We start from the raw sequence: 19,324 nt of genomic DNA on the forward strand, positions 1-19,324 counted from the left end.
ATGTTAAGCTTGTTCACAAATTTGATAAAATCAGCTTGATGACTATTTTATTTGTTTTTTATTCGTTTGTAAATAGAAAATTTACACTTTTTTTAGTATAATACTTTACAGCGATTAAGCGCGAAAGGTGGATGAATGGTGAAAAATGCAGTCATAACAAGTGTTTTCATATTTTTAGTTGCGCTAACGGTTGCACTTTTTTCTTCAAACAAATGGTTAACATTTATTAATACTTCTTTTTTGCTTGCTCAACCACTCGTTATTATTGGTGGATTTCGATTCATATATGAAAAAGGATTTTTCGACGTTACCATTTCTAGCTTTAAACGATTGTTTCGTTCCCCTGTTGAACGATACATGGCTGATGAACAACGCGACGACGCGTCAAAAAAACAATGGGGAGCGACGCTTTTTTTTGCTGGGCTGGTCGTCACAGGCGCAACGCTCATTTTTTCATACATGAATTGACAATCGAAGTGGAAACTCATATAATGTTTTCAAAAACCGATGCGATGACGAAGAATAGTACATATGACGAGGCGTTCAGAGAGCTTGTGGACGGTGCGAACAAGCCGCTAGTTGTATGGAATGGGCTTTCGAGCATTCAAGCTGAACACAAAAAGTAGGCTTGGACGTTTGCCTTACGTTACAAAGGTGCCATGCATGCGCATGGGCAAAGTGATTGTCGTATCGGCAATAACTAGGGTGGCACCACGGTTCTATCGTCCCTAAAGATGATAGGACTTTTTTATTTGGAAAAATAAAAAAAGGAGTGATTTCATGAAGACGATTTTTTCTGGCATTCAACCGAGCGGTGTCATTACGCTCGGCAACTATATCGGGGCGATGAAGCAATTTGTTGAATTGCAAGACGATTACAACTGCTACTTTTGTATCGTTGATCAACATGCGATTACCGTTCCGCAAGATCGGCTCGCGCTTCGGAAAAACATTCGCAGTTTAGCGGCCTTTTATTTAGCGGTTGGCATCGATCCGAACAAATCAACGTTGTTTATTCAATCAGAAGTGCCTGCGCATGCGCAAGCGGGTTGGATTTTGCAATGCATCGCCTACATTGGCGAATTAGAGCGGATGACGCAATTTAAAGATAAATCAGCTGGAAAAGAAGCGGTCAGCGCTGGGTTGTTAACGTATCCGCCGCTTATGGCAGCTGATATTTTACTTTATTCGACGGACATCGTCCCTGTCGGCGAAGACCAAAAACAACATATTGAGCTGACGCGCGATTTAGCGGAGCGATTTAATAAACGATACGGAGAAATTTTCACGATCCCAGAAGCGCGCATTCCAAAAATCGGTGCACGCATTATGTCACTAACCGATCCGACGAAAAAAATGAGCAAATCGGATCCAAACCAAAAATCGTACATTACGTTGCTTGATGATGCAAAAACGATCGAGAAAAAAGTAAAAAGCGCTGTGACGGACTCTGAAGGAATCATTCGTTATGATAAAGAAAATAAACCGGGCGTATCGAACTTATTAACGATTTACTCCATTTTAGCGAACGAACCGATTGAACAGTTAGAAGAACGTTATGCTGGAAAAGGATACGGGGAATTTAAAGCAGACGTTGCTCAAGTCATTATTGACGCATTAACGCCAATTCAACAAAAATATTATGAGCTCATGGAAAGTTCCGAACTAGACGACATTTTAGACGAAGGTGCCGAAAAAGCAAACCGCGTCGCAAGTAAAATGTTGAATAAAATGGAAAATGCCATCGGTTTAGGAAGAAAAAGAAGATAAAAAACTCAGCTCCATGCGGGGCTGAGTTTTTTAATTCACCTTCGGCTCTTGTTCCATTTCCCATAGTTTTTCAAAAAACGGTTGTCCTTTCACGAGCCGTTCGCACAAATGTGCATGGCGCTCCGACCATCCGTATTTCGCTTCTTCATACAAGCCGTTCCACGCTTCTTCAAACGACATTTGTTGAATGTATGCATACTTTTCTGGTGCCCACTCCGTATACCAATAGCGCACTTCAGCGACATTTTTCGTTCCGTACAACTGATCAAGCGCCATAAATAATAGCTGCTTCAATTGCCGCTCTTTGCGCGTCAATCCGCTCATAAGTGCAGGATGAGGCGATAAAATATGATATTCTTTTTCACTTTGTTGAAACGGATATATGCGCACATCTTGCTCTTTCATCATCTCATAAACGAGCTGTTCTTGCCGTGGAATGAGACGGCTTTTCCGAATCGGAATATGATAGCCAATCGTATCAATCGCAATGATGCCATAGCCGTCTGTGGCGATAAAACAATAATCAAGCTGAATGCGTTCATGATTTTTGCGCACATACGCTTTTTGATGCACATCTTCAAGCAACGGTTTAGGAATTTCCGATAGGCTATTTTCCAAGTAGTAAAACAATTGTGGGCTCACTTTTAATACTGGCACTTGATCTAATAACTCAATCGCATCATCTTTTCTCCACTCATAAAAGTGGCAAACGTTATATCCATTTTCTTCTCCTTCAAACCAATTTACCCAAACATCGTGAAGATATAACATGCATAACCCCTCACTTCAAACGATTTGTTCACAGTATGGTCAGAGGTCGTTCATTTTATTCCATTTCACCCTAAATTTAACCATCATCACGAAATGGAAAAAAAATACTTAGCCACGTCATGAATAAGCCGATAGGTAAAAAATAACACTCCACTTTTGTGCTAATAAATAATAAATATTCTTTCCAATCTGCACGCGATGCCATAATGTTTAAATACGCAATCATCGTCGTTCCACCGATCACCGACATTCCAAACCCAAGCAAATAAAAAAAGAAACGCATACATAAGTCCCCCTTGTCCACTACTATATGTATGAACAAGCAGGGAAACGATGCGTTACATGAAAAAAATTTGTTCTGATTCCATTACCAATAATTCCATCATCGTGTTTTTTTCCAACGCTCGCTTCACGATGTTATATCCGACCGCATAGCCGAGCATGCGCGGATAAAAAGTTGAACCGTATAAAAGCGGACGGTAACGCGCATCGTTTGGACGAAGCGATATGTTTGGCACGATCCATTTTTTCGTAAACTGCTTTAGTTGTTCCTCTGTGTAATATGTCGTCCATTTCGCAACATATTTGCTCCCAAGTCGCTCATACACCGCGTTTTCGGCTAATCCTTCCATGACGATGCGGTCAAGGAGCGTATAGTCGCGCTCATCTTTCGGATCAACATGTAAACGGCAAACGTGATTGTATTCGTGAATGAGGAGGGCGTAAATATGTTCATTCGGAACATGAGGAAGCAAAAATAAAAATAGTTGATCGCGAAAAGCGACGCCTGACTTTCCGCCAAATTCATGTTGGAGCGAACGATTGGTAGCATCGGCAGGAAAAATATAAATCGGCACATCTGGTCCATTCCACTCTTTTTTTAGCTCGGCAAACTTGTTGGCAACAAACGCCCATACGTTTTTTTGTTCAAGCTGTTTCATCATATCATGTTGATTGCGCCGCGCCATCCCATGTGCAAATAAATGGCGCTGTATGTCTTCGTTTATTTTTTCTCGCCATTTGTCATGTTCAAACCAATTTTCTGTGTTAATCACTCCCATGACTCTCTCCCCTTTCGTTATCGCATTGTACGACAAACGAAAGGAAAATGTGAAAAGGATGAGGAGAGCCTCATCCTTCATATTTTTTGAAAATAATGGTCGCATTATGTCCACCAAAACCAAGTGAGTTGCTTAATACGGCACGCACGTCTTGTTTGCGCGCGACATTCGGCACGTAATCTAAGTCGCATTCTGGATCTTTCGTTTCATAGTTAATCGTTGGCGGAATGACGCCATCGTAAATCGATAAAACGGAGAAAATCGCTTCAATCGCGCCAGCTGCGCCAAGTAAATGACCAGTCATTGATTTTGTCGAGCTGACGGCTAATTTGTACGCATGTTCACCAAACACTTCTTTAATCGCCATCGTTTCATATTTATCGTTATACTCTGTGCTCGTTCCGTGCGCGTTAATGTAATCGATGTCTTCAGGTTGCATATTCGCATCACGAAGCGCTTGGCGCATCGCGCGTACACCGCCTTCCCCGCCAGGTGCTGGCGCGGTAATATGATATGCATCGCCTGTCGCACCGTAACCGACAATTTCTGCATAAATGCGCGCACCGCGTTTTAGCGCATGTTCCAGCTCTTCTAAAATAATAATGCCAGCCCCTTCGCCCATAATAAATCCGTCACGATGTTGATCGAATGGGCGGCACGCTGTTTTCGGATCGGGATTAAACGAGAGCGCTTTTGCGGCGCTAAATCCTGCAAACGCCATATGCGTAATCGGCGCCTCTGTTCCGCCTGTAATCATGACGTCCGCATCACCACGTTCAATGACTTTAAACGCATCGCCAATCGAGTTCGTTCCTGTGGCGCAAGCAGTCACTGTACATGAGTTTATTCCTTTTGCACCAAGCATAATCGACACTTGCCCTGCCGCCATATCTGGAATCATCATCGGAACGAAAAACGGGCTTACGCGACGATACCCTTTTTCTAAAAACGTCTTTAGTTGTTCCTCGTACGTTTCCATTCCGCCGATGCCTGAACCGATCCATACACCGACGCGTGTAGCGTTATCTTCTGTAATTTGTAAATTGGCATCTTTTACAGCCATCATCGAAGCCGCGACTGCATATTGCGTGAAGCGATCCATTTTGCGTGCTTCTTTTTTATCCATAAATTGTTCGACTTGAAAGTCTTTCACTTCCGCTGCCACTTTCGCAGGAAAATCGTCCGCGTTTAATCGTGTGAGCGGACCGATGCCCGATTGTCCAGCAACGATGTTTTTCCACGTCGTTTCAACGTCATTGCCTAACGGCGTTACTGCTCCTAATCCTGTGACAACAACTCGTCTTTTCGCCACCACACATCACTCCTTTGTTTCATCATACATCGTTATTTGCCCCAGCGCAACGCAATAGCGCCCCACGTTAATCCACCGCCAAAGCCAACCATAATAATTAAATCGTCATCTTGAATACGTCCAGCTTCCACTTCTTCGACAAGTGAAATCGGGATCGATGCAGCAGACGTATTTCCGTATTTATTAACCGTAATCGACATGCGATCAACAGGTAGTTCTAACCGTTCGCGTGCCGCTTCCATAATACGAATGTTCGCTTGGTGTGGAATTAAAAAGTCGACGTCTGCTTTCGTCAACCCTGCTTTTTCTAATACGCGAATACACGACTCGCCCATTTGACGCACAGCAAACTTAAACACTTCCCGTCCGTTCATCACGACATAATCGTCTTGATATAAATATTTTCCGCCTGTACCGTCTGCTCCAAGTTCAAACGACACGATGCCGCGACCTTCCGAAACTTTCCCTATCACAACAGCTCCTGCACCGTCCCCAAACAACACCGCTGTGTTTCGATCCGTCCAATCGACAATTTTCGATAATTTTTCTACCCCGACAACGAGCACATATTTGTATGTGTCCGTTTCGATAAATTGTTTCGCTGTCACCATGGCATACATAAATCCTGCACATGCCGCGCTCACATCAAGCGCTGCCGCGCGCACCGCACCAAGCTTTTCTTGTAGCATACATGCAACAGACGGAAACGCACGATCTGGTGTCACCGTCGCCACTAAAATCAAATCAATTTGTTCGGGAGAAATACCCGCATCGTCAAGCGCACGCTTCGCTGCGATATATCCCATATCGGACGTATCCATATCTTCTGAAGCAATGCGCCGTTCCTCGATACCTGTTCGCGTCCGAATCCATTCATCAGACGTATCCATTTGTTGTTCTAATTCTTTATTCGTCACAATACGCTCTGGCAAATATCGTCCAATTCCAATAATTCCTGCACTCACGGAAATATCGTCTCCTTTTATTATCAAACTTTATTACTTGGTACTAATTTTACTTTCTTTTTTCGTTTCATGCAATAAAAAAATGAGGGTGGTATTCCCCTCATTCATTTGGCAATTTCCCCGTTTTTTTATATCGTTCAATGGCTTTTGTTATTTTTTGTTGGAACGATTCATCGACAAGCGGACTAAACGCGCCGAGTTCCACGACACCTTCTTGAAAATCAACATATGTCGTCCCTGAAGCTAACTCTCCATCAATAAACTTTTGCGCAACGAGCTCATATAATGCATCGACATGTTGGACGGTGCTCGTTAGTACCGTTCGTTCCCCTAAATCTGCTTGGTCTGTCACATAGCCAATCGCATATAGCCCATGTTCTTTCATTTTTTCAATGATCGGTACGCTAAATTTATCACCAGCAGGATATACAATATCGACCCCATCAGCGATCATTCGCTCAACAATTGCCATCGCTGCATCAATGTCATCCCAACTTTGCACATATTCTACATCAACGTGAACGTTTTCGTTTTCATATAACGCTCCTTCAAAAAAGCCGTCCACTTCCGGTTGCCATTCAAACGCAGCAATAACACCGATTTTATTCGTTTTCGTCATATGTCCTGCGACCATACCGCCAAAAAAGCCCATCGCATGCCCTTGAAAATTTAAGCTCGTAACGTTTTTCTTTTTCGCTTCTCCGTTAAAAAACACAAAATGGACGTTCGGGTATTTCTCTGCGATGTCATCAAAATATTCTCCATATTCGTTCCCATGCCCGAAAATTAAATTGACGCCTTTTCGATGAAATTCTTTTACCGCTTGTTTAGTCGCAGCCTTTGAGTTTACCCCTTCACGATAAAACACATCGACACCAAATTTCGCTTGAATGCGTAGCAATCCTTTATACCCTTTCGTTCCCCACACTTGATCATCAATCGTATCAGGAACAAGCAGTCCAACTTTTTGTACATTCCCCGACGATAATTGAGCAGGGGCGCAAGAAGTTAAAATAACAAGTAGTGCAAAAATCAAATATGTATATCGCCACATCAACATGCAACACTCCTTTTCCCGTCTCATTTTTTATTTTACTTGTTTCCTTTCTTATCGGTAAAGAAAAAATCCCCACGGGTATGGGGACTATACGTCACTATATTGCTCATAAAAGTCATGAATGGCCTGCGCAAACATATACGTTTTTTCCGGCAAATGATACGATACAGGAACGTGAAACGTTTGAGCATATGCTCGTGCGTGGATCGTTGACGGATATCGGTTCACCCCTGATACTTGCCAAATTTTCATCGGCACAACGGGCGGACAGAGTGGAGGGATGCATCGTTCAACTTCTTCTTGCCCATATGCTTGTTTTAGTTGGCGCAACAGTCGCTTATAAAAAAATTTATGCTCTTTTTCATATTGCAACTGTCCTTGTAAAGATAAACAAGGATTTAATAGCGCGATGGCACGTATTTGGTCGCCCAATTCGTTCATCAATTGCAAAGCGACAAGCGCTCCCATCCCTTCTGCCAACACGTAAATGCGCTCATTTAAAATTTCCGTTTTTAATACGTAATGAATAAGCTGTTTCGCTAGTTTGACGGCTTTTGGACTTCCCCAATTGGCACCGTACAAATGCGAATAAAAAATCGTATACCCATGTTGTAATAAATCGTGTAACAACTTGTTTTTTCCAACATGTTGCATCCATAAGCTCGTCTTGTCATCAACAAAATGAGATACATCTCCTAAAATAAGTAATGCAAATCCGTTCGGTCGCTCTGGCACATGAATCGCACACCATTGCTCGCTAAATTGGAAAAATCGTTGCTTCTCTGTCATAACCGTCCACCTTAAGCACATCATTGTACAATATATCGTATGCGATTTTCTTTTTCGTGTACTAGGCGTTGTAATTTTTCATTTTCGCTCATCCACCATTTATGTTAAGATAAAAAAAGAGTGTAAAGGAGGGAGTTATATGCGTATTTTCTGGACGTTTTTTTGGACGTTTTTATTAGTAAACATGGTGACATACGTCGTTAGCTCGATGATCGGGGTCACTTATCATTTCGCAACAGGGGCTACATTAGCGATCATTGCAACCGTTCTCATTTTGTTGATTGCGCAACTCATTCCAAACGACCCTGTGCATCATTAAAAAAGGATAAACGGCATTTGTCCGTTTATCCTTTTTTTACGACCAATTCATCGCCCTCGACATCGATTGTCACCGCACTGTAATCTCCAATGCGCCCTGCAACAATTTCACGCGCAAGCTTTGTTTCAATATGTTTTTGAATGAATCGTTTCAATGGACGCGCACCATATACATGGTCAAACCCGTGTGTCGCAATGTACGTTTTCGCTTCTTCTGTTAGTGTGACTGTCATATGGCGTTCCGCTAACCGTTCTTCTAATTGTTTGATGAACTTCTCGACAATACCTTTTACCTCACGTACGGTTAACGGTTTAAACAATACAATATCGTCGATGCGGTTTAAAAACTCTGGTCGGAAATGCATACGCAATTGTTTCAACACTTGTTCGCGCGCTTCTTCGTTTACCTCGCCATGCGCATCGACCGCTTCTAACAACGTATGTGATCCAATATTGGACGTCATAATGACGACTGTGTTTTTAAAGTCGACCGTTCTTCCTTGAGAGTCAGTCATGCGACCGTCATCTAACATTTGCAGTAAAATGTTAAACACTTCTGGATGCGCTTTTTCAATTTCATCAAGCAAAATCACCGAATATGGTTTTCTGCGCACCGCTTCGGTTAGTTGTCCTCCTTCTTCGTAACCAACATACCCTGGCGGTGCTCCAATTAAGCGGGACACCGCATGTTTTTCCATATATTCAGACATATCGATACGAATGATTCGTTGTTCACTGTCAAAAAGCGCTTCCGCTAACGCCTTCGCCAGTTCTGTTTTCCCAACACCTGTCGGACCGAGGAAAAGAAATGAACCGATCGGACGATTCGGATCTTTCATGCCTGCACGTGCACGCAATACCGCATCACTCACTAGTTCAACAGCTTCGTCTTGTCCGATGACACGCTCATGTAAAATGTCTGAAAGCCGCAGCAATTTTTCCCGTTCGCCTTCCACAAGCTTCGTCACCGGAATGCCCGTCCATTTCGACACAATCGTTGCAATTTCTTCTTCCGTCACTTCTTCACGCAACAAACGGCGCTCTTTTTCGCTTTGTTCGAGCTGTTTTAATTGTTTTTCAAGCTGTGGAATACGTCCGTGGCGGAGTTCCGCCGCTTTATTTAGATCGTAATTGTTTTCTGCTTCTTCTAACTCGCGCTTTGCTTTTTCTAACTGCTCACGCAATGTGCGCACATGTTGAATCGCTTCTTTTTCTTTTTCCCATTGCGCTTTCATCGCGTTTGCTTTTTCGCGCAAATTCGCCAGCTCTTGCGATAATGCTTGCAAGCGTTGTTTGCTTGCTTCATCTTGTTCTTTTTTGAGCGCTGCTTCTTCAATTTCAAGCTGCATCATTTTTCTCATGACTTCATCTAATTCTGTCGGCATCGAATCAATTTCTGTGCGAATCATCGCGCACGCTTCATCAACTAAGTCGATCGCTTTATCAGGTAAAAAACGATCGGAAATGTAACGGTCTGATAACGTCGCCGCCGCCACAAGCGCACCGTCATGAATGTTGACGCCGTGATGAATTTCAAATCGCTCTTTTAATCCACGCAAAATCGAAATCGTATCTTCAACCGTTGGCTCTTCGACGAGCACTTGTTGGAAGCGCCGTTCAAGCGCTGGGTCTTTTTCAATATATTGACGGTATTCATCAAGCGTCGTCGCTCCGATGCAATGCAATTCCCCACGCGCAAGCATCGGCTTCAGCATATTGCCGGCATCCAATGCACCGTCTGTTCGTCCTGCCCCGACGATCGTATGCAGTTCGTCAATAAATAAAATAATGCGCCCTTCGCTTTTCTTGACTTCATTTAATACCGCCTTTAACCGTTCCTCAAATTCTCCGCGAAACTTCGCACCAGCAATGAGGGCACTCATATCGAGCGCAAAAATCGTTTTATCTTTTAATCCTTCCGGCACGTCTTTTCGGACGATGCGTTGCGCGAGCCCTTCGACGATCGCTGTTTTACCGACACCAGGCTCACCAATCAACACAGGGTTGTTTTTCGTCTTGCGTGATAAAATGCGAATAACGCGCCGAATTTCGCTATCGCGACCGATGACCGGATCAATTTTCCCTGCTTTCACTTCTGCCACTAAATCGCGACCGTATTTTTGCAGTGCTTCATATGTAGCTTCTGGATTTGGACTAACCACGCGTTGATTCCCCCTTATTTCCATAATCGTTTGTAATAGCTTCTCTCGGTCAATACTATAACGCGACAAAGTCGGTTGCACATCTTTGTCCGCAACGAGAGCAAGCAACAAGTGTTCAACAGATATATATTCATCACTCATTTGTTTCGCTTCTTGTTCCGCGCGCACTAGCCATTGTTGCAAACGGCTTGTGACATATATTTTTCCGGCTTCCGAACTAGAAATGACTTGCGGTTTTTTGTTCAGTTGCTTGTTCCATTCATCCATCAATTGAGAAACGGAAACGCCCATTTTTTCACAAATACGCCGAGCAAGCCCATCCTCTTGCTCAAAAAGCGCGATACATACATGTTCAACATCGACTTCTTGATGTTGCTTTTCCACCGCTAACGATTGCGCTCGCATGAGTGCTTCTTGCACTTTTTCCGTCATTTGTTGCATATTCATCACGTTCACCCCTTTGACTTTGACTTTATTTGACCTTTATCTATTACGTATTATAACGAGAAAGCCACCCTTATGCAAGGATGGCTTACGGCTTCGGAAAGTATGTCCAAATGCGGTTATGATTTGACGTTTCAGGGAAACGATCGCCTGCTTTTAGTTTTAATTTCTTCGGATTTTTTACTTGATCTCCTGTCTCACCAATTTCAATATATATACCGTTGTTTGGTGCTTTTTGCCCTGGGCGAAAATGTCTACTTTGCCCCATCCGTATCCCTCCTCATCGTCTCATCATTTTATAGTATGTCCGTTTTGCTTCGTAAACATGATGAGAAATAACGGATGACCATCCAACTGTTACAGTAATGAAACGAGCAACGCTTTTTGTGCATGAAGGCGATTGCCTGCTTGTTGGAAAATGTACGACTGTTTCCCATCGATCACATCTTCCGTCACTTCTTCTCCGCGATGCGCTGGCAAGCAATGTAAAAAAATAAAATCTTGTTTCGCTTGTTGAACGAGCGCTTCATTTACTTGAAACGGGGTGAAAACGCGCATGCGCTCATTCGCTTCCGCCTCTTGCCCCATGCTTGCCCATACGTCTGTGTATACAACATCCGCATTCGCAATGGCTTCGTACGGATCGTTTGTGACGATGATGGTCGCTCCGTTTTCGCTGGCGATATGTTTTGCTTTTTTTACAATCGTTTCTTTCGGTTCATATCCTTTCGGTGAAGCAATGGCACAATCCATGCCTACTTTTGCCGCCGCAAGCATTAACGCATGTGCCATATTGTTTCCATCGCCAATGTAAGCAAGTTTTAGTCCTTGTAGTTTTCCCTTTACTTCATAAATTGTCAATAAATCAGCGAGCGCTTGACACGGATGATCGTCGTCAGTTAACCCGTTAATGACCGGAATCTTCGCATACTGGGCGAGCTCTTCTACTTTTTCATGCTCAAATGTGCGGATCATAATGCCGTCAACATATTCCGATAATACGCGTGCTGTATCTGCAATCGTTTCTCCGCGCCCAATTTGCAAATCGCGACTGCTTAAATGAAGCGCATGCCCGCCGAGTTGCACCATCCCCACTTCAAATGAGACGCGCGTTCTCGTAGACGGTTTTTCAAAAATCATCGCCAACGTTTTGCCGCTTAACGGCGTATACCGTTCGCCGTTTTGTTGCTTTTCTTTTAATTCAAGCGCTAAATGAAGCAAATACTCGATTTCTTCTTTTGAATAGTCCGCTAATGTTAAAAAATCTTTCCCTTTTAATTGAATCGTTGCTGTCATATTCATTTTCTCACCACTTCACGTAATTTTTTTAACCAATCTTGAATCGAACAAACAGAAAAATGTTGCACAGACAACGCTTGTAAAAACAAATGAGCCGTTTCTTCTTCCGTCAACACGAGCACATGACGGGCAAGCGCCTGTTTTCTTCGCCATGCACTTTGTTCATCACGCATGAGGCTTACAAATGCGAGCGCTTCTTTTTTCTCGACCCATCGTTCGAACGGCTCATCTGTCACAATCGCTAGACCGTGGCACTGCGCTTGTTGAATGAGCGATGTCGCATGTTCTGGCGCATCGACGTATATTTCGCACGCCCCTTTTTTCTTTATGAGATATGGATAAAATGCTTTATATGCCGCTTCTTGCACTGTTTTTGCGATGCTAATCCCTTCCCCTGTCGACTTCATTTCCGGTCCAACGAGCGGATCGACACCAGGCAATTTATATGTCGAAAATACCGGATACTTTAAGACAACATATGGGATAGAAACCGATTGTTTGACGTCTTCCGACAAATATTTCCCAAGCAATATGTTTGTCGCAAGTTGAACCATCGGCACACCTGTCACTTTACTTACAATTGGAACAGTTCGACTGGCGCGCGGATTCACTTCTAATACGTACACTTCCCCGCCTCGTACAATAAACTGAACATTCATTAACCCTTTAAAATGAAGCTTTTCTGTGATGCGTTTCGCATAATCGATCATTTTTTCTTTTTCCTCTTCCGTAAACGATTGGGCAGGCAGCAACGCATAACTATCGCCAGAATGAACGCCCGTTTTTTCGACATGTTCAATGATCGTTGGCACGAACACGTCATATCCGTCACAAATAGCGTCAAGCTCGCCTTCTTTTGCACGCATATATTCGTCAATTAATACAGGATATACAAGACCTTGCTCGACAAGCTCAAAAAGCTGTTGTTTATCATAAACAATATGCATTCCTCGTCCGCCAATGACGTACGATGGACGAAGTAATAGTGGATATCCAATTTCTTCCGATTTTATTCGTAGTTCTGCCTCATCGGTTGCCATCGTTCCTTTCACATGCGGGATGTCAAGCGACTGAAGGAGCGCATAAAATCGTTCCCGATCTTCTAACTGATCGATCGTATCGCTATTCATACCGATGATCGAAACGCCATAAGCTTCAAGCTTATTTGCTAAATTGATGGCCGTTTGACCGCCAAATTGTACGATAACCGCTTCGACGTTTTCCGCTTCCACGACATTTAACACATCTTCTACCGTCAGCGGCTCAAAATATAAACGATCGGCAACGGTAAAGTCGGTGCTAACTGTTTCTGGATTGTTGTTTATTAAAATGGCTTCATAGCCTGCTTGCTGCAGAGCGTACACACAATGAACAGAGCTATAGTCAAATTCAACACCTTGCCCGATGCGAATCGGACCTGAGCCGAGAATAAGCATTTTCGGTTTGTCGCTCGTTTGCACTTCGCTTTCACCAAAATATGTCGAGTAATAATACGATGTTTCTGCTGAAAATTCCGCCGCACACGTATCGACCATTTTATAAGCAGGTACAATGCCGTATGCTTTTCTTTTTTCTCGTACATCTTTTTCGTCAACGTTCCATATATGCGCTAAATACGCATCAGAAAAACCTTTTTCTTTCAACGTTCGAAACGTTTGTTCATCAATGAGTGAAAGCGTCGTTTCTTTCGCCTGTTGTTCAAGCGCAATAAGCCGAGCAAAACGCGTTAAAAAATATAAGTCGATTTTCGTCCATTCATATATTTGTTCCGTTGACATACCGCGTCGAAGCAGCTCTAATATCGCGAAAAAGCGTCGATCATCTCCCTTTTTTACGATGTCAATTAACGCCTTTGTCGACTGTTTCGCAATGGTTGGTGAATATAAACCGATATGGTCTAATTCAAGCGAATGAAGTGCTTTTTGCAACGCTCGCTCGAAATTGCGGTCAATCGCCATCACTTCTCCTGTCGCTTTCATTTGTGTGCCGAGACGACGATCAGCAAACGAAAATTTATCAAACGGAAAGCGCGGAAATTTGACAACAACATAATCGAGCGCAGGTTCAAAGCTCGCATACGTATGTCCAGTCACTGGATTCACTAGTTCCGCAAGCGTATAGCCGACCGCTAATTTCGCTGCCATTCTAGCGATCGGGTAACCTGTCGCTTTCGATGCGAGCGCAGATGACCGGCTCACACGCGGATTTACTTCAATTAAATAGTACTTTTTACTTTTCGGATCGAGCGCAAATTGAATGTTACAACCTCCAACAATGCCAAGCGCCGAAATAATTTTAATGGCAGCTGAACGCAACATATGATATTCGACATCCGTCAATGTTTGCGACGGAGCAACGACGATCGAATCGCCCGTATGAATGCCGACAGGATCAATATTTTCCATGTTGCAAATCGTAATGCACGTATTTGTGTGATCGCGCATCACTTCATATTCAATTTCTTTAAAACCAGCGACGCTTCGTTCCACTAAACATTGCGCAATCGGACTTTCATGCAATCCTTTCGTCACAATGTCGACGAGCTCTTCCATCGTTTCGGCGATTCCGCCACCTGTTCCACCAAGCGTATATGCCGGGCGGACGATAATCGGAAACCCAATTTGTTTTGCAAATTGCACCGCTTCTTCGACAGTCGTCACAATTTCACTTTCTGGCACAGGCTCATTTAATTCGTACATTAACGCACGAAACGCTTCGCGGTCTTCCCCACGCTTAATCGATTCAATCGGTGTGCCGAGCAAACGAACGTTATATTTTTGCAAAATGCCACGCTCATGCAGCGCAAATGCTAAATTCAGTCCCGTCTGACCGCCAAGCGTAGCCAACAGCCCATCGGGTCGCTCTTTTGCGATAATTTTTTCCATGCTTTCAACGGTGAGCGGCTCAAAATATACAGCATCCGCATGCACTTCATCTGTCATAATTGTCGCTGGGTTGTTGTTCGCTAAAATGACGCGGTATCCTTCTTCTTTTAATGCTAAGCAACCTTGCGTTCCTGAATAGTCAAACTCTGCCGCTTGCCCGATGACGATCGGACCAGAACCGATGACAAGAATCGAACGAAGCGTTGAATCTTTAGGCATATACTTTCTCCTTTCTTGCTGCTTTCATCATGTCAACAAATTCAGCAAAAATAAATTGCGTATCGTTTGGTCCAGGATGGGCTTCCGGATGATATTGCACACATAAAATCGGCTTCGTTTCATGGGCGACACCTTCCACCGAACCGTCATTCACGTTAATAAAACGAATGGAAAGCGGCGTATGCGCTAAACTTTCCGCTTTTACGACATAGCCGTGATTTTGTGACGTCATCACAACTTTTTTCGTTTTCGCATCATATACCGGCTGATTCGCTCCGCGATGCCCAAACGGCAATTTTTCCGTATCCCCACCGTAAGCAAGCGACACGAGCTGATGTCCAAGACAAATCGCAAGCGTTGGGTAGCGTTCAATGACCGATAAAATGTTCGGCAAATGATGTGACAACTGTTTCGGATCCCCCGGTCCGTTTGACAACAGCACCCCATTAGGCTCGAGTTGTTCCACCGTTTGTAACGTCGTATTGTACGGAACGACGGTTACGCGACATCCATGCTCGATTAACGACTGAACAATTGATTTTTTGTAGCCAAAATCAAATAAAACAACATGCATATGACCTTCTCCGTACGTTTGTATTTTCGATGTGCTAACAAGCGGAACAGGCGCTTGTTCCTCCATATGCACGATCGCTTGTTGACTCGTTGAAATGACGGCAGGCATCGCTCCATGCTCACGAATTTGTTTCACAACCGCTCGCGTATCCACGTGAGTGAGAAGCGGAACGTTCCATTTTTGCAAATATTGTTTCAAACTATACGTCGCTTCGTAATGATACCCTGTCTCCTCTGCCTCGTAAACGATAACTGCCTTCACATGCGGCTGTTTGCTTTCAAAGTCGACTTCATTAATCCCGTAATTTCCAATGAGCGGATACGTAAAAACGATGATTTGATTTTTATACGATGGATCAGTTAACACTTCTTGATATCCTGTCATCCCTGTAAAAAAAACGACTTCTCCCGTAACATCTCCCGCCCATGTTGTTTCCAATTTCCCCATAAACGTTTTGCCGTTTTGCAAATGTAAATATGCTTCCATTTCAACACCCCAAACGAATGTTTATTAAATAAATAGAATTTTTATTCATCTATGCGTATAAAAAATTGCGTTCATACGATGTTAACGCTTCTTGTAATATGTCGGTTGCTTGATCCAGTTCTTGTTTCGTCACAATGAGCGGTGGCAATAAACGAATGACGTTCGGTCCCGCTGCTAAGGCAAGCAACCCTTTTTCATGAATATGAGGTAAAATGTTTGCGACTGGTTCGCTACATACAATGCCGATCATTAACCCTAAACCGCGCACATCTTGAACGATATGAACGTCTTTTAATTGCTCAGCTAATTTATGCTTAAAATACATTCCTTTTTCCTGTACTTCTTGTAAAAACGAAGGCTGAGTGACGATCTCAAGCGTTGCTTTCGCTGCTGCCATCGCTAAAGCATTTCCGCCAAACGTCGAACCGTGCACCCCTGCGCTAAACGTTGCAACAACATGTTTTTTTCCGATCATCGCTCCAACAGGAAATCCGCTTCCTAACCCTTTCGCAACGGTAATGACATCTGGTGAAATGTCAAATTGTTCATAAGCAAACAACGTTCCTGTTCGACCGATGCCCGTTTGTACTTCGTCGACAATGAACAACGCACCATACGTTTGGCAAAGCTGTTCTGCCGCCTGCAAGAACGACTTTTCTCCGACGACAACACCGCCTTCACCTTGCACAACTTCGACCATCACAGCTGCAACTGTTTCATCCATTTCTCTCTCAAGGGCATCTATATCATTAAACGGCACATACACAAACGTCGGTAACAACGGGCCGAAGCCATCGTGAATTTTCGCCTGCCCTGTTGCTGACATCGTCGCAAATGTGCGTCCGTGAAACGACTGTTCACACGTAATGATTTTCGACCGTCCTGTATGTTTACGTGCGAGCTTGATCGCTGCTTCGTTCGCCTCCGCTCCGCTATTGCAAAAAAATACGGCGTCACCAACAGAGTGTTGAACAAGAAGGGAAGCGACTTCTTCTTGAATCGGAAGATGAAATAAATTCGATACGTGCCATACTTCGTTTAACTGCGCTTCTAACGTTTGCTGCACAATAGGATGACGGTGACCAAGATTGCATACCGCAATACCGGCGACAAAATCGATATATTGTTTTCCATCCGTCGCGATTACTTTCGTCCCTTCCGCTTTTGCAACCGTAATCGGAAAACGTTGATAAGTAGGAAAAATCATACATACACCTCTTTCTTCATCATCGTTCCACGCCACGTTCCTTCTTTATAAAATGGAACTTTTCCGCTTACAATCGCCACTTCATTGACCGAGTGGAGCGCATGAAGGGCGGCTTTGACTTTTGGAATCATCCCACCTGAAATCGTCCCATCTGCGATCATCGCTTCAATCATATGTGCTGTTGCTTCTTTCACAACTTCCCCATTGTTTAAAATGCCAGCGACATCTGTGACAAAAACGAGTTTATCAGCCGAAAGCGCCTGCGCGATAGCGGCTGCTGCTGTATCTGCGTTAATGTTATACGTTTGACCATGTTCATCCACACCGATTGGCGCAATGACGGGCACGTATCCGTGACGCAACAACGTATGCATAATTTTCGCATGAACGTGCACCACTTCCCCAACATATCCAAGCGTATTTACATCAATTGGTTTCGCTTGCAACAACCCATCATCCACACCTGATAACCCAACTGCGCGGATGCCGTTTGTTTGCAAAAGAGAAACAAGTGTTTGATTCACCTTTCCATTTAAAACCATTTCAACAACATCTAACACGTCTTTTGTCGTTTTCCGCAAGCCGTTGACAAATTCAGACGGAATGTTGAGCGCCTTCAACAGCTGCCCAATGTCCGGTCCTCCGCCATGAACGATAACAACATCAAGCCCGCTTTCTCTTAGTTGCTTTACGCTCGTAAAAAACGATGGAGATAACTCATGAAGTACGCTGCCGCCACATTTAATGACAATCACAACCGTCCCCCCTACGTGCGATAGCTCGCATTAATTTTAATGTAGTCGTACGTTAAATCGCAGCCCCATGCGATACCTTCTCCTTCACCGAGATGTAAATCGACTGTAATGACGACAACATCTTCCATTAAAGCTGCTTTCGCTTCTTCCTCTGAAAACGGTATCGGTTGACTTTGCTTTAACATTTGAATGGAACCGATCCATACGTCAACACAATCTGGATTAATCGTTGCGCCACTATGACCAATCGCGCCGATAATGCGACCCCAGTTTGCATCTGCCCCATACACTGCTGTTTTCACTAAATTTGAACCGACAATATGTTTAGCTGCCCATTTTGCTTCTTCATCTGTTTTTGCACCTTTCACACGCGCCTCAATTAATTTCGTTGCGCCTTCACCGTCACGCGCAATTTGTTTCGCTAAATGTTCACACGTTTGACGAAGCGCTTCATAAAAATTTTCCCAATCCGGATGTTGAGGAGAAAGCGGTTCATTGCCTGCCAATCCGCTCGCCATGACGATGACCATATCGTTCGTCGACGTTTCTCCATCAACAGTAATTTGGTTAAACGACACATTTGTAATCGAACGAAGCGCATCTTGTAACACGTCTGACGGAACGTTTGCATCCGTCGTAATAAAAGCAAGCATCGTCGCCATATTCGGATGAATCATCCCCGATCCTTTTGCCGCTCCTGCAACAGTCACCACTTGACCGTCTACAACCGTTTCGTAGCACGTTTTTTTCATCACAAGATCGGTCGTTAAAATAGCCGTTTGAAAATCAACCGCATCCGTCCATTCCGCTGTTGGTTTCAACTTTGGAATGCTTGCGCGAATTTTTTCCATCGGCAAACATTCACCGATCACCCCTGTCGACGCCACCGCAACAAGATGCTCATGAAGTCCGAACGTCTCTGCACACAATTTTCTCATTTCGTACGCATCTTTTAAGCCTTGTTCGCCTGTACATGCGTTGGCATACGCGCTATTGACAATGATTGCTTGAAGCTTTTGTTCGACCGCAATGCTTTGTTTTGTTACTTGCAATGGTGCCGCTTGAAACACGTTTTGCGTATAAACAGCCGCACACGTCGCCGGCACGTCGCAAACGATTACCCCTAAATCTTTTTTCGTATAACGTAAGCCTGCATGCACACCTGCTGCTTGAAAACCTTTTGGTGTGACAATCGTTCCATCGGCTATATATTTTACTTTTTTTTCTTTCACTTTCACTTTTCTCCCCCC

18 protein-coding genes and 1 other annotated feature are annotated in these 19,324 nt (G+C 43.8%); of the genes, 3 read left to right on the forward strand and 15 right to left on the reverse strand.

Annotation, left to right across the window (positions count from 1 at the left end; translation table 11 throughout):
• The first annotated feature begins 135 nt into the window (after positions 1-135).
• Both HNR43_RS01105 and trpS read left to right on the forward strand, forming a co-directional pair.
• A complete protein-coding gene (locus HNR43_RS01105; RefSeq protein ID WP_221248105.1) occupies positions 136-468 on the forward strand; it encodes a DUF3899 domain-containing protein in 333 nt (110 codons plus the stop codon).
• Positions 469-503: 35 nt separating this feature from the next.
• Positions 504-733 (forward strand) — a binding site (T-box leader).
• A gap of 47 nt (positions 734-780) precedes the next feature.
• A complete protein-coding gene (gene trpS / locus HNR43_RS01110; protein ID WP_183240425.1) occupies positions 781-1,770 on the forward strand; it encodes a tryptophan--tRNA ligase in 990 nt (329 codons plus the stop codon).
• A gap of 30 nt (positions 1,771-1,800) precedes the next feature.
• On the opposite strand, the gene HNR43_RS01115 is transcribed toward trpS, so the two are convergent.
• From HNR43_RS01115 to HNR43_RS01145, 7 genes are all read right to left on the reverse strand, one after another.
• Positions 1,801-2,541: a YjbA family protein gene (locus HNR43_RS01115; protein WP_183240427.1), complete on the reverse strand. Its 741-nt coding sequence runs from the start codon at positions 2,539-2,541 to the stop codon at positions 1,801-1,803.
• 76 nt (positions 2,542-2,617) lie between these two features.
• The gene (locus HNR43_RS01120; protein WP_183240430.1) at positions 2,618-2,824 is read right to left on the reverse strand and encodes a YuzI family membrane protein; all 207 of its coding nucleotides are present in this window, start codon (positions 2,822-2,824) and stop codon (positions 2,618-2,620) included.
• Between the two features lie 55 nt (positions 2,825-2,879).
• A complete protein-coding gene (locus HNR43_RS01125) occupies positions 2,880-3,602 on the reverse strand; it encodes a DUF2268 domain-containing putative Zn-dependent protease (protein ID WP_183240432.1) in 723 nt (240 codons plus the stop codon).
• A gap of 70 nt (positions 3,603-3,672) precedes the next feature.
• Positions 3,673-4,914 carry a beta-ketoacyl-ACP synthase II gene (gene fabF / locus HNR43_RS01130; protein WP_183240435.1) on the reverse strand — a complete coding sequence of 414 codons (1,242 nt, stop codon included), beginning with the start codon at positions 4,912-4,914 and terminating at the stop codon, positions 3,673-3,675.
• 32 nt (positions 4,915-4,946) lie between these two features.
• Positions 4,947-5,879 carry a beta-ketoacyl-ACP synthase III gene (locus tag HNR43_RS01135; RefSeq protein ID WP_183240437.1) on the reverse strand — a complete coding sequence of 311 codons (933 nt, stop codon included), beginning with the start codon at positions 5,877-5,879 and terminating at the stop codon, positions 4,947-4,949.
• 100 nt (positions 5,880-5,979) lie between these two features.
• On the reverse strand, positions 5,980-6,933 hold the full coding sequence (locus HNR43_RS01140; protein ID WP_183240778.1) for a BMP family ABC transporter substrate-binding protein: 954 nt from the start codon (positions 6,931-6,933) through the stop codon (positions 5,980-5,982).
• A gap of 90 nt (positions 6,934-7,023) precedes the next feature.
• Positions 7,024-7,725, reverse strand: a complete 702-nt coding sequence (locus HNR43_RS01145; protein ID WP_183240440.1) for a hypothetical protein — start codon at positions 7,723-7,725, stop codon at positions 7,024-7,026.
• Positions 7,726-7,864: 139 nt separating this feature from the next.
• Here HNR43_RS01145 and HNR43_RS01150 point away from each other — a divergent pair, with 139 nt between their 5' ends.
• Complete coding sequence (locus HNR43_RS01150) at positions 7,865-8,044, forward strand: YjzD family protein (protein ID WP_183240442.1); 180 nt, start codon at positions 7,865-7,867, stop codon at positions 8,042-8,044.
• A gap of 25 nt (positions 8,045-8,069) precedes the next feature.
• On the opposite strand, the gene clpB is transcribed toward HNR43_RS01150, so the two are convergent.
• The 8 genes from clpB to argJ form a co-directional block, all read right to left on the reverse strand.
• Positions 8,070-10,652, reverse strand: coding sequence for an ATP-dependent chaperone ClpB (clpB, locus tag HNR43_RS01155; RefSeq protein ID WP_183240445.1), 2,583 nt, complete (start codon positions 10,650-10,652; stop codon positions 8,070-8,072).
• 85 nt (positions 10,653-10,737) lie between these two features.
• Positions 10,738-10,917 (reverse strand): YjzC family protein, encoded by a 180-nt coding sequence (locus tag HNR43_RS01160; protein WP_003395421.1) that lies wholly within the window; start codon positions 10,915-10,917, stop codon positions 10,738-10,740.
• 89 nt (positions 10,918-11,006) lie between these two features.
• On the reverse strand, positions 11,007-11,951 hold the full coding sequence (gene argF / locus HNR43_RS01165) for an ornithine carbamoyltransferase (RefSeq protein ID WP_183240448.1): 945 nt from the start codon (positions 11,949-11,951) through the stop codon (positions 11,007-11,009).
• Positions 11,948-15,052: a carbamoyl-phosphate synthase (glutamine-hydrolyzing) large subunit gene (gene carB, locus HNR43_RS01170; protein ID WP_183240450.1), complete on the reverse strand. Its 3,105-nt coding sequence runs from the start codon at positions 15,050-15,052 to the stop codon at positions 11,948-11,950. The genes argF and carB overlap by 4 nt, the downstream gene beginning before the upstream one ends.
• On the reverse strand, positions 15,045-16,112 hold the full coding sequence (locus HNR43_RS01175; RefSeq protein WP_183240453.1) for a carbamoyl phosphate synthase small subunit: 1,068 nt from the start codon (positions 16,110-16,112) through the stop codon (positions 15,045-15,047). The genes carB and HNR43_RS01175 overlap by 8 nt, the downstream gene beginning before the upstream one ends.
• A 49-nt stretch (positions 16,113-16,161) precedes the next feature.
• A complete protein-coding gene (argD, locus tag HNR43_RS01180) occupies positions 16,162-17,319 on the reverse strand; it encodes an acetylornithine transaminase (protein WP_183240455.1) in 1,158 nt (385 codons plus the stop codon).
• Positions 17,316-18,074 (reverse strand): acetylglutamate kinase, encoded by a 759-nt coding sequence (gene argB / locus HNR43_RS01185; protein WP_183240458.1) that lies wholly within the window; start codon positions 18,072-18,074, stop codon positions 17,316-17,318. The genes argD and argB overlap by 4 nt, the downstream gene beginning before the upstream one ends.
• A gap of 11 nt (positions 18,075-18,085) precedes the next feature.
• Positions 18,086-19,312 (reverse strand): bifunctional ornithine acetyltransferase/N-acetylglutamate synthase, encoded by a 1,227-nt coding sequence (gene argJ / locus HNR43_RS01190; RefSeq protein WP_183240461.1) that lies wholly within the window; start codon positions 19,310-19,312, stop codon positions 18,086-18,088.
• Between the last annotated feature and the right edge of the window lie 12 nt (positions 19,313-19,324).

It is taken from the genome of Anoxybacillus mongoliensis, from assembly GCF_014201515.1.
Classification (GTDB): domain Bacteria; phylum Bacillota; class Bacilli; order Bacillales; family Anoxybacillaceae; genus Anoxybacillus; species Anoxybacillus mongoliensis.

Excerpts from the sequence above, each read along its gene's own strand:
- HNR43_RS01105 (WP_221248105.1), top strand. The coding sequence starts at position 136 with ATGGTGAAAAATGCAGTCATAACAAGTGTTTTCATATTTTTAGTTGCG.
- trpS (WP_183240425.1), top strand. The coding sequence starts at position 781 with ATGAAGACGATTTTTTCTGGCATTCAACCGAGCGGTGTCATTACGCTC.
- HNR43_RS01115 (WP_183240427.1), bottom strand. The coding sequence starts at position 2,541 with ATGTTATATCTTCACGATGTTTGGGTAAATTGGTTTGAAGGAGAAGAA.
- HNR43_RS01120 (WP_183240430.1), bottom strand. The coding sequence starts at position 2,824 with ATGCGTTTCTTTTTTTATTTGCTTGGGTTTGGAATGTCGGTGATCGGT.
- HNR43_RS01125 (WP_183240432.1), bottom strand. The coding sequence starts at position 3,602 with ATGGGAGTGATTAACACAGAAAATTGGTTTGAACATGACAAATGGCGA.
- HNR43_RS01140 (WP_183240778.1), bottom strand. The coding sequence starts at position 6,933 with ATGTGGCGATATACATATTTGATTTTTGCACTACTTGTTATTTTAACT.
- HNR43_RS01145 (WP_183240440.1), bottom strand. The coding sequence starts at position 7,725 with ATGACAGAGAAGCAACGATTTTTCCAATTTAGCGAGCAATGGTGTGCG.
- HNR43_RS01150 (WP_183240442.1), top strand. The coding sequence starts at position 7,865 with ATGCGTATTTTCTGGACGTTTTTTTGGACGTTTTTATTAGTAAACATG.
- clpB (WP_183240445.1), bottom strand. The coding sequence starts at position 10,652 with ATGAATATGCAACAAATGACGGAAAAAGTGCAAGAAGCACTCATGCGA.
- HNR43_RS01160 (WP_003395421.1), bottom strand. The coding sequence starts at position 10,917 with ATGGGGCAAAGTAGACATTTTCGCCCAGGGCAAAAAGCACCAAACAAC.
- argF (WP_183240448.1), bottom strand. The coding sequence starts at position 11,951 with ATGAATATGACAGCAACGATTCAATTAAAAGGGAAAGATTTTTTAACA.
- carB (WP_183240450.1), bottom strand. The coding sequence starts at position 15,052 with ATGCCTAAAGATTCAACGCTTCGTTCGATTCTTGTCATCGGTTCTGGT.
- HNR43_RS01175 (WP_183240453.1), bottom strand. The coding sequence starts at position 16,112 with ATGGAAGCATATTTACATTTGCAAAACGGCAAAACGTTTATGGGGAAA.
- argD (WP_183240455.1), bottom strand. The coding sequence starts at position 17,319 with ATGATTTTTCCTACTTATCAACGTTTTCCGATTACGGTTGCAAAAGCG.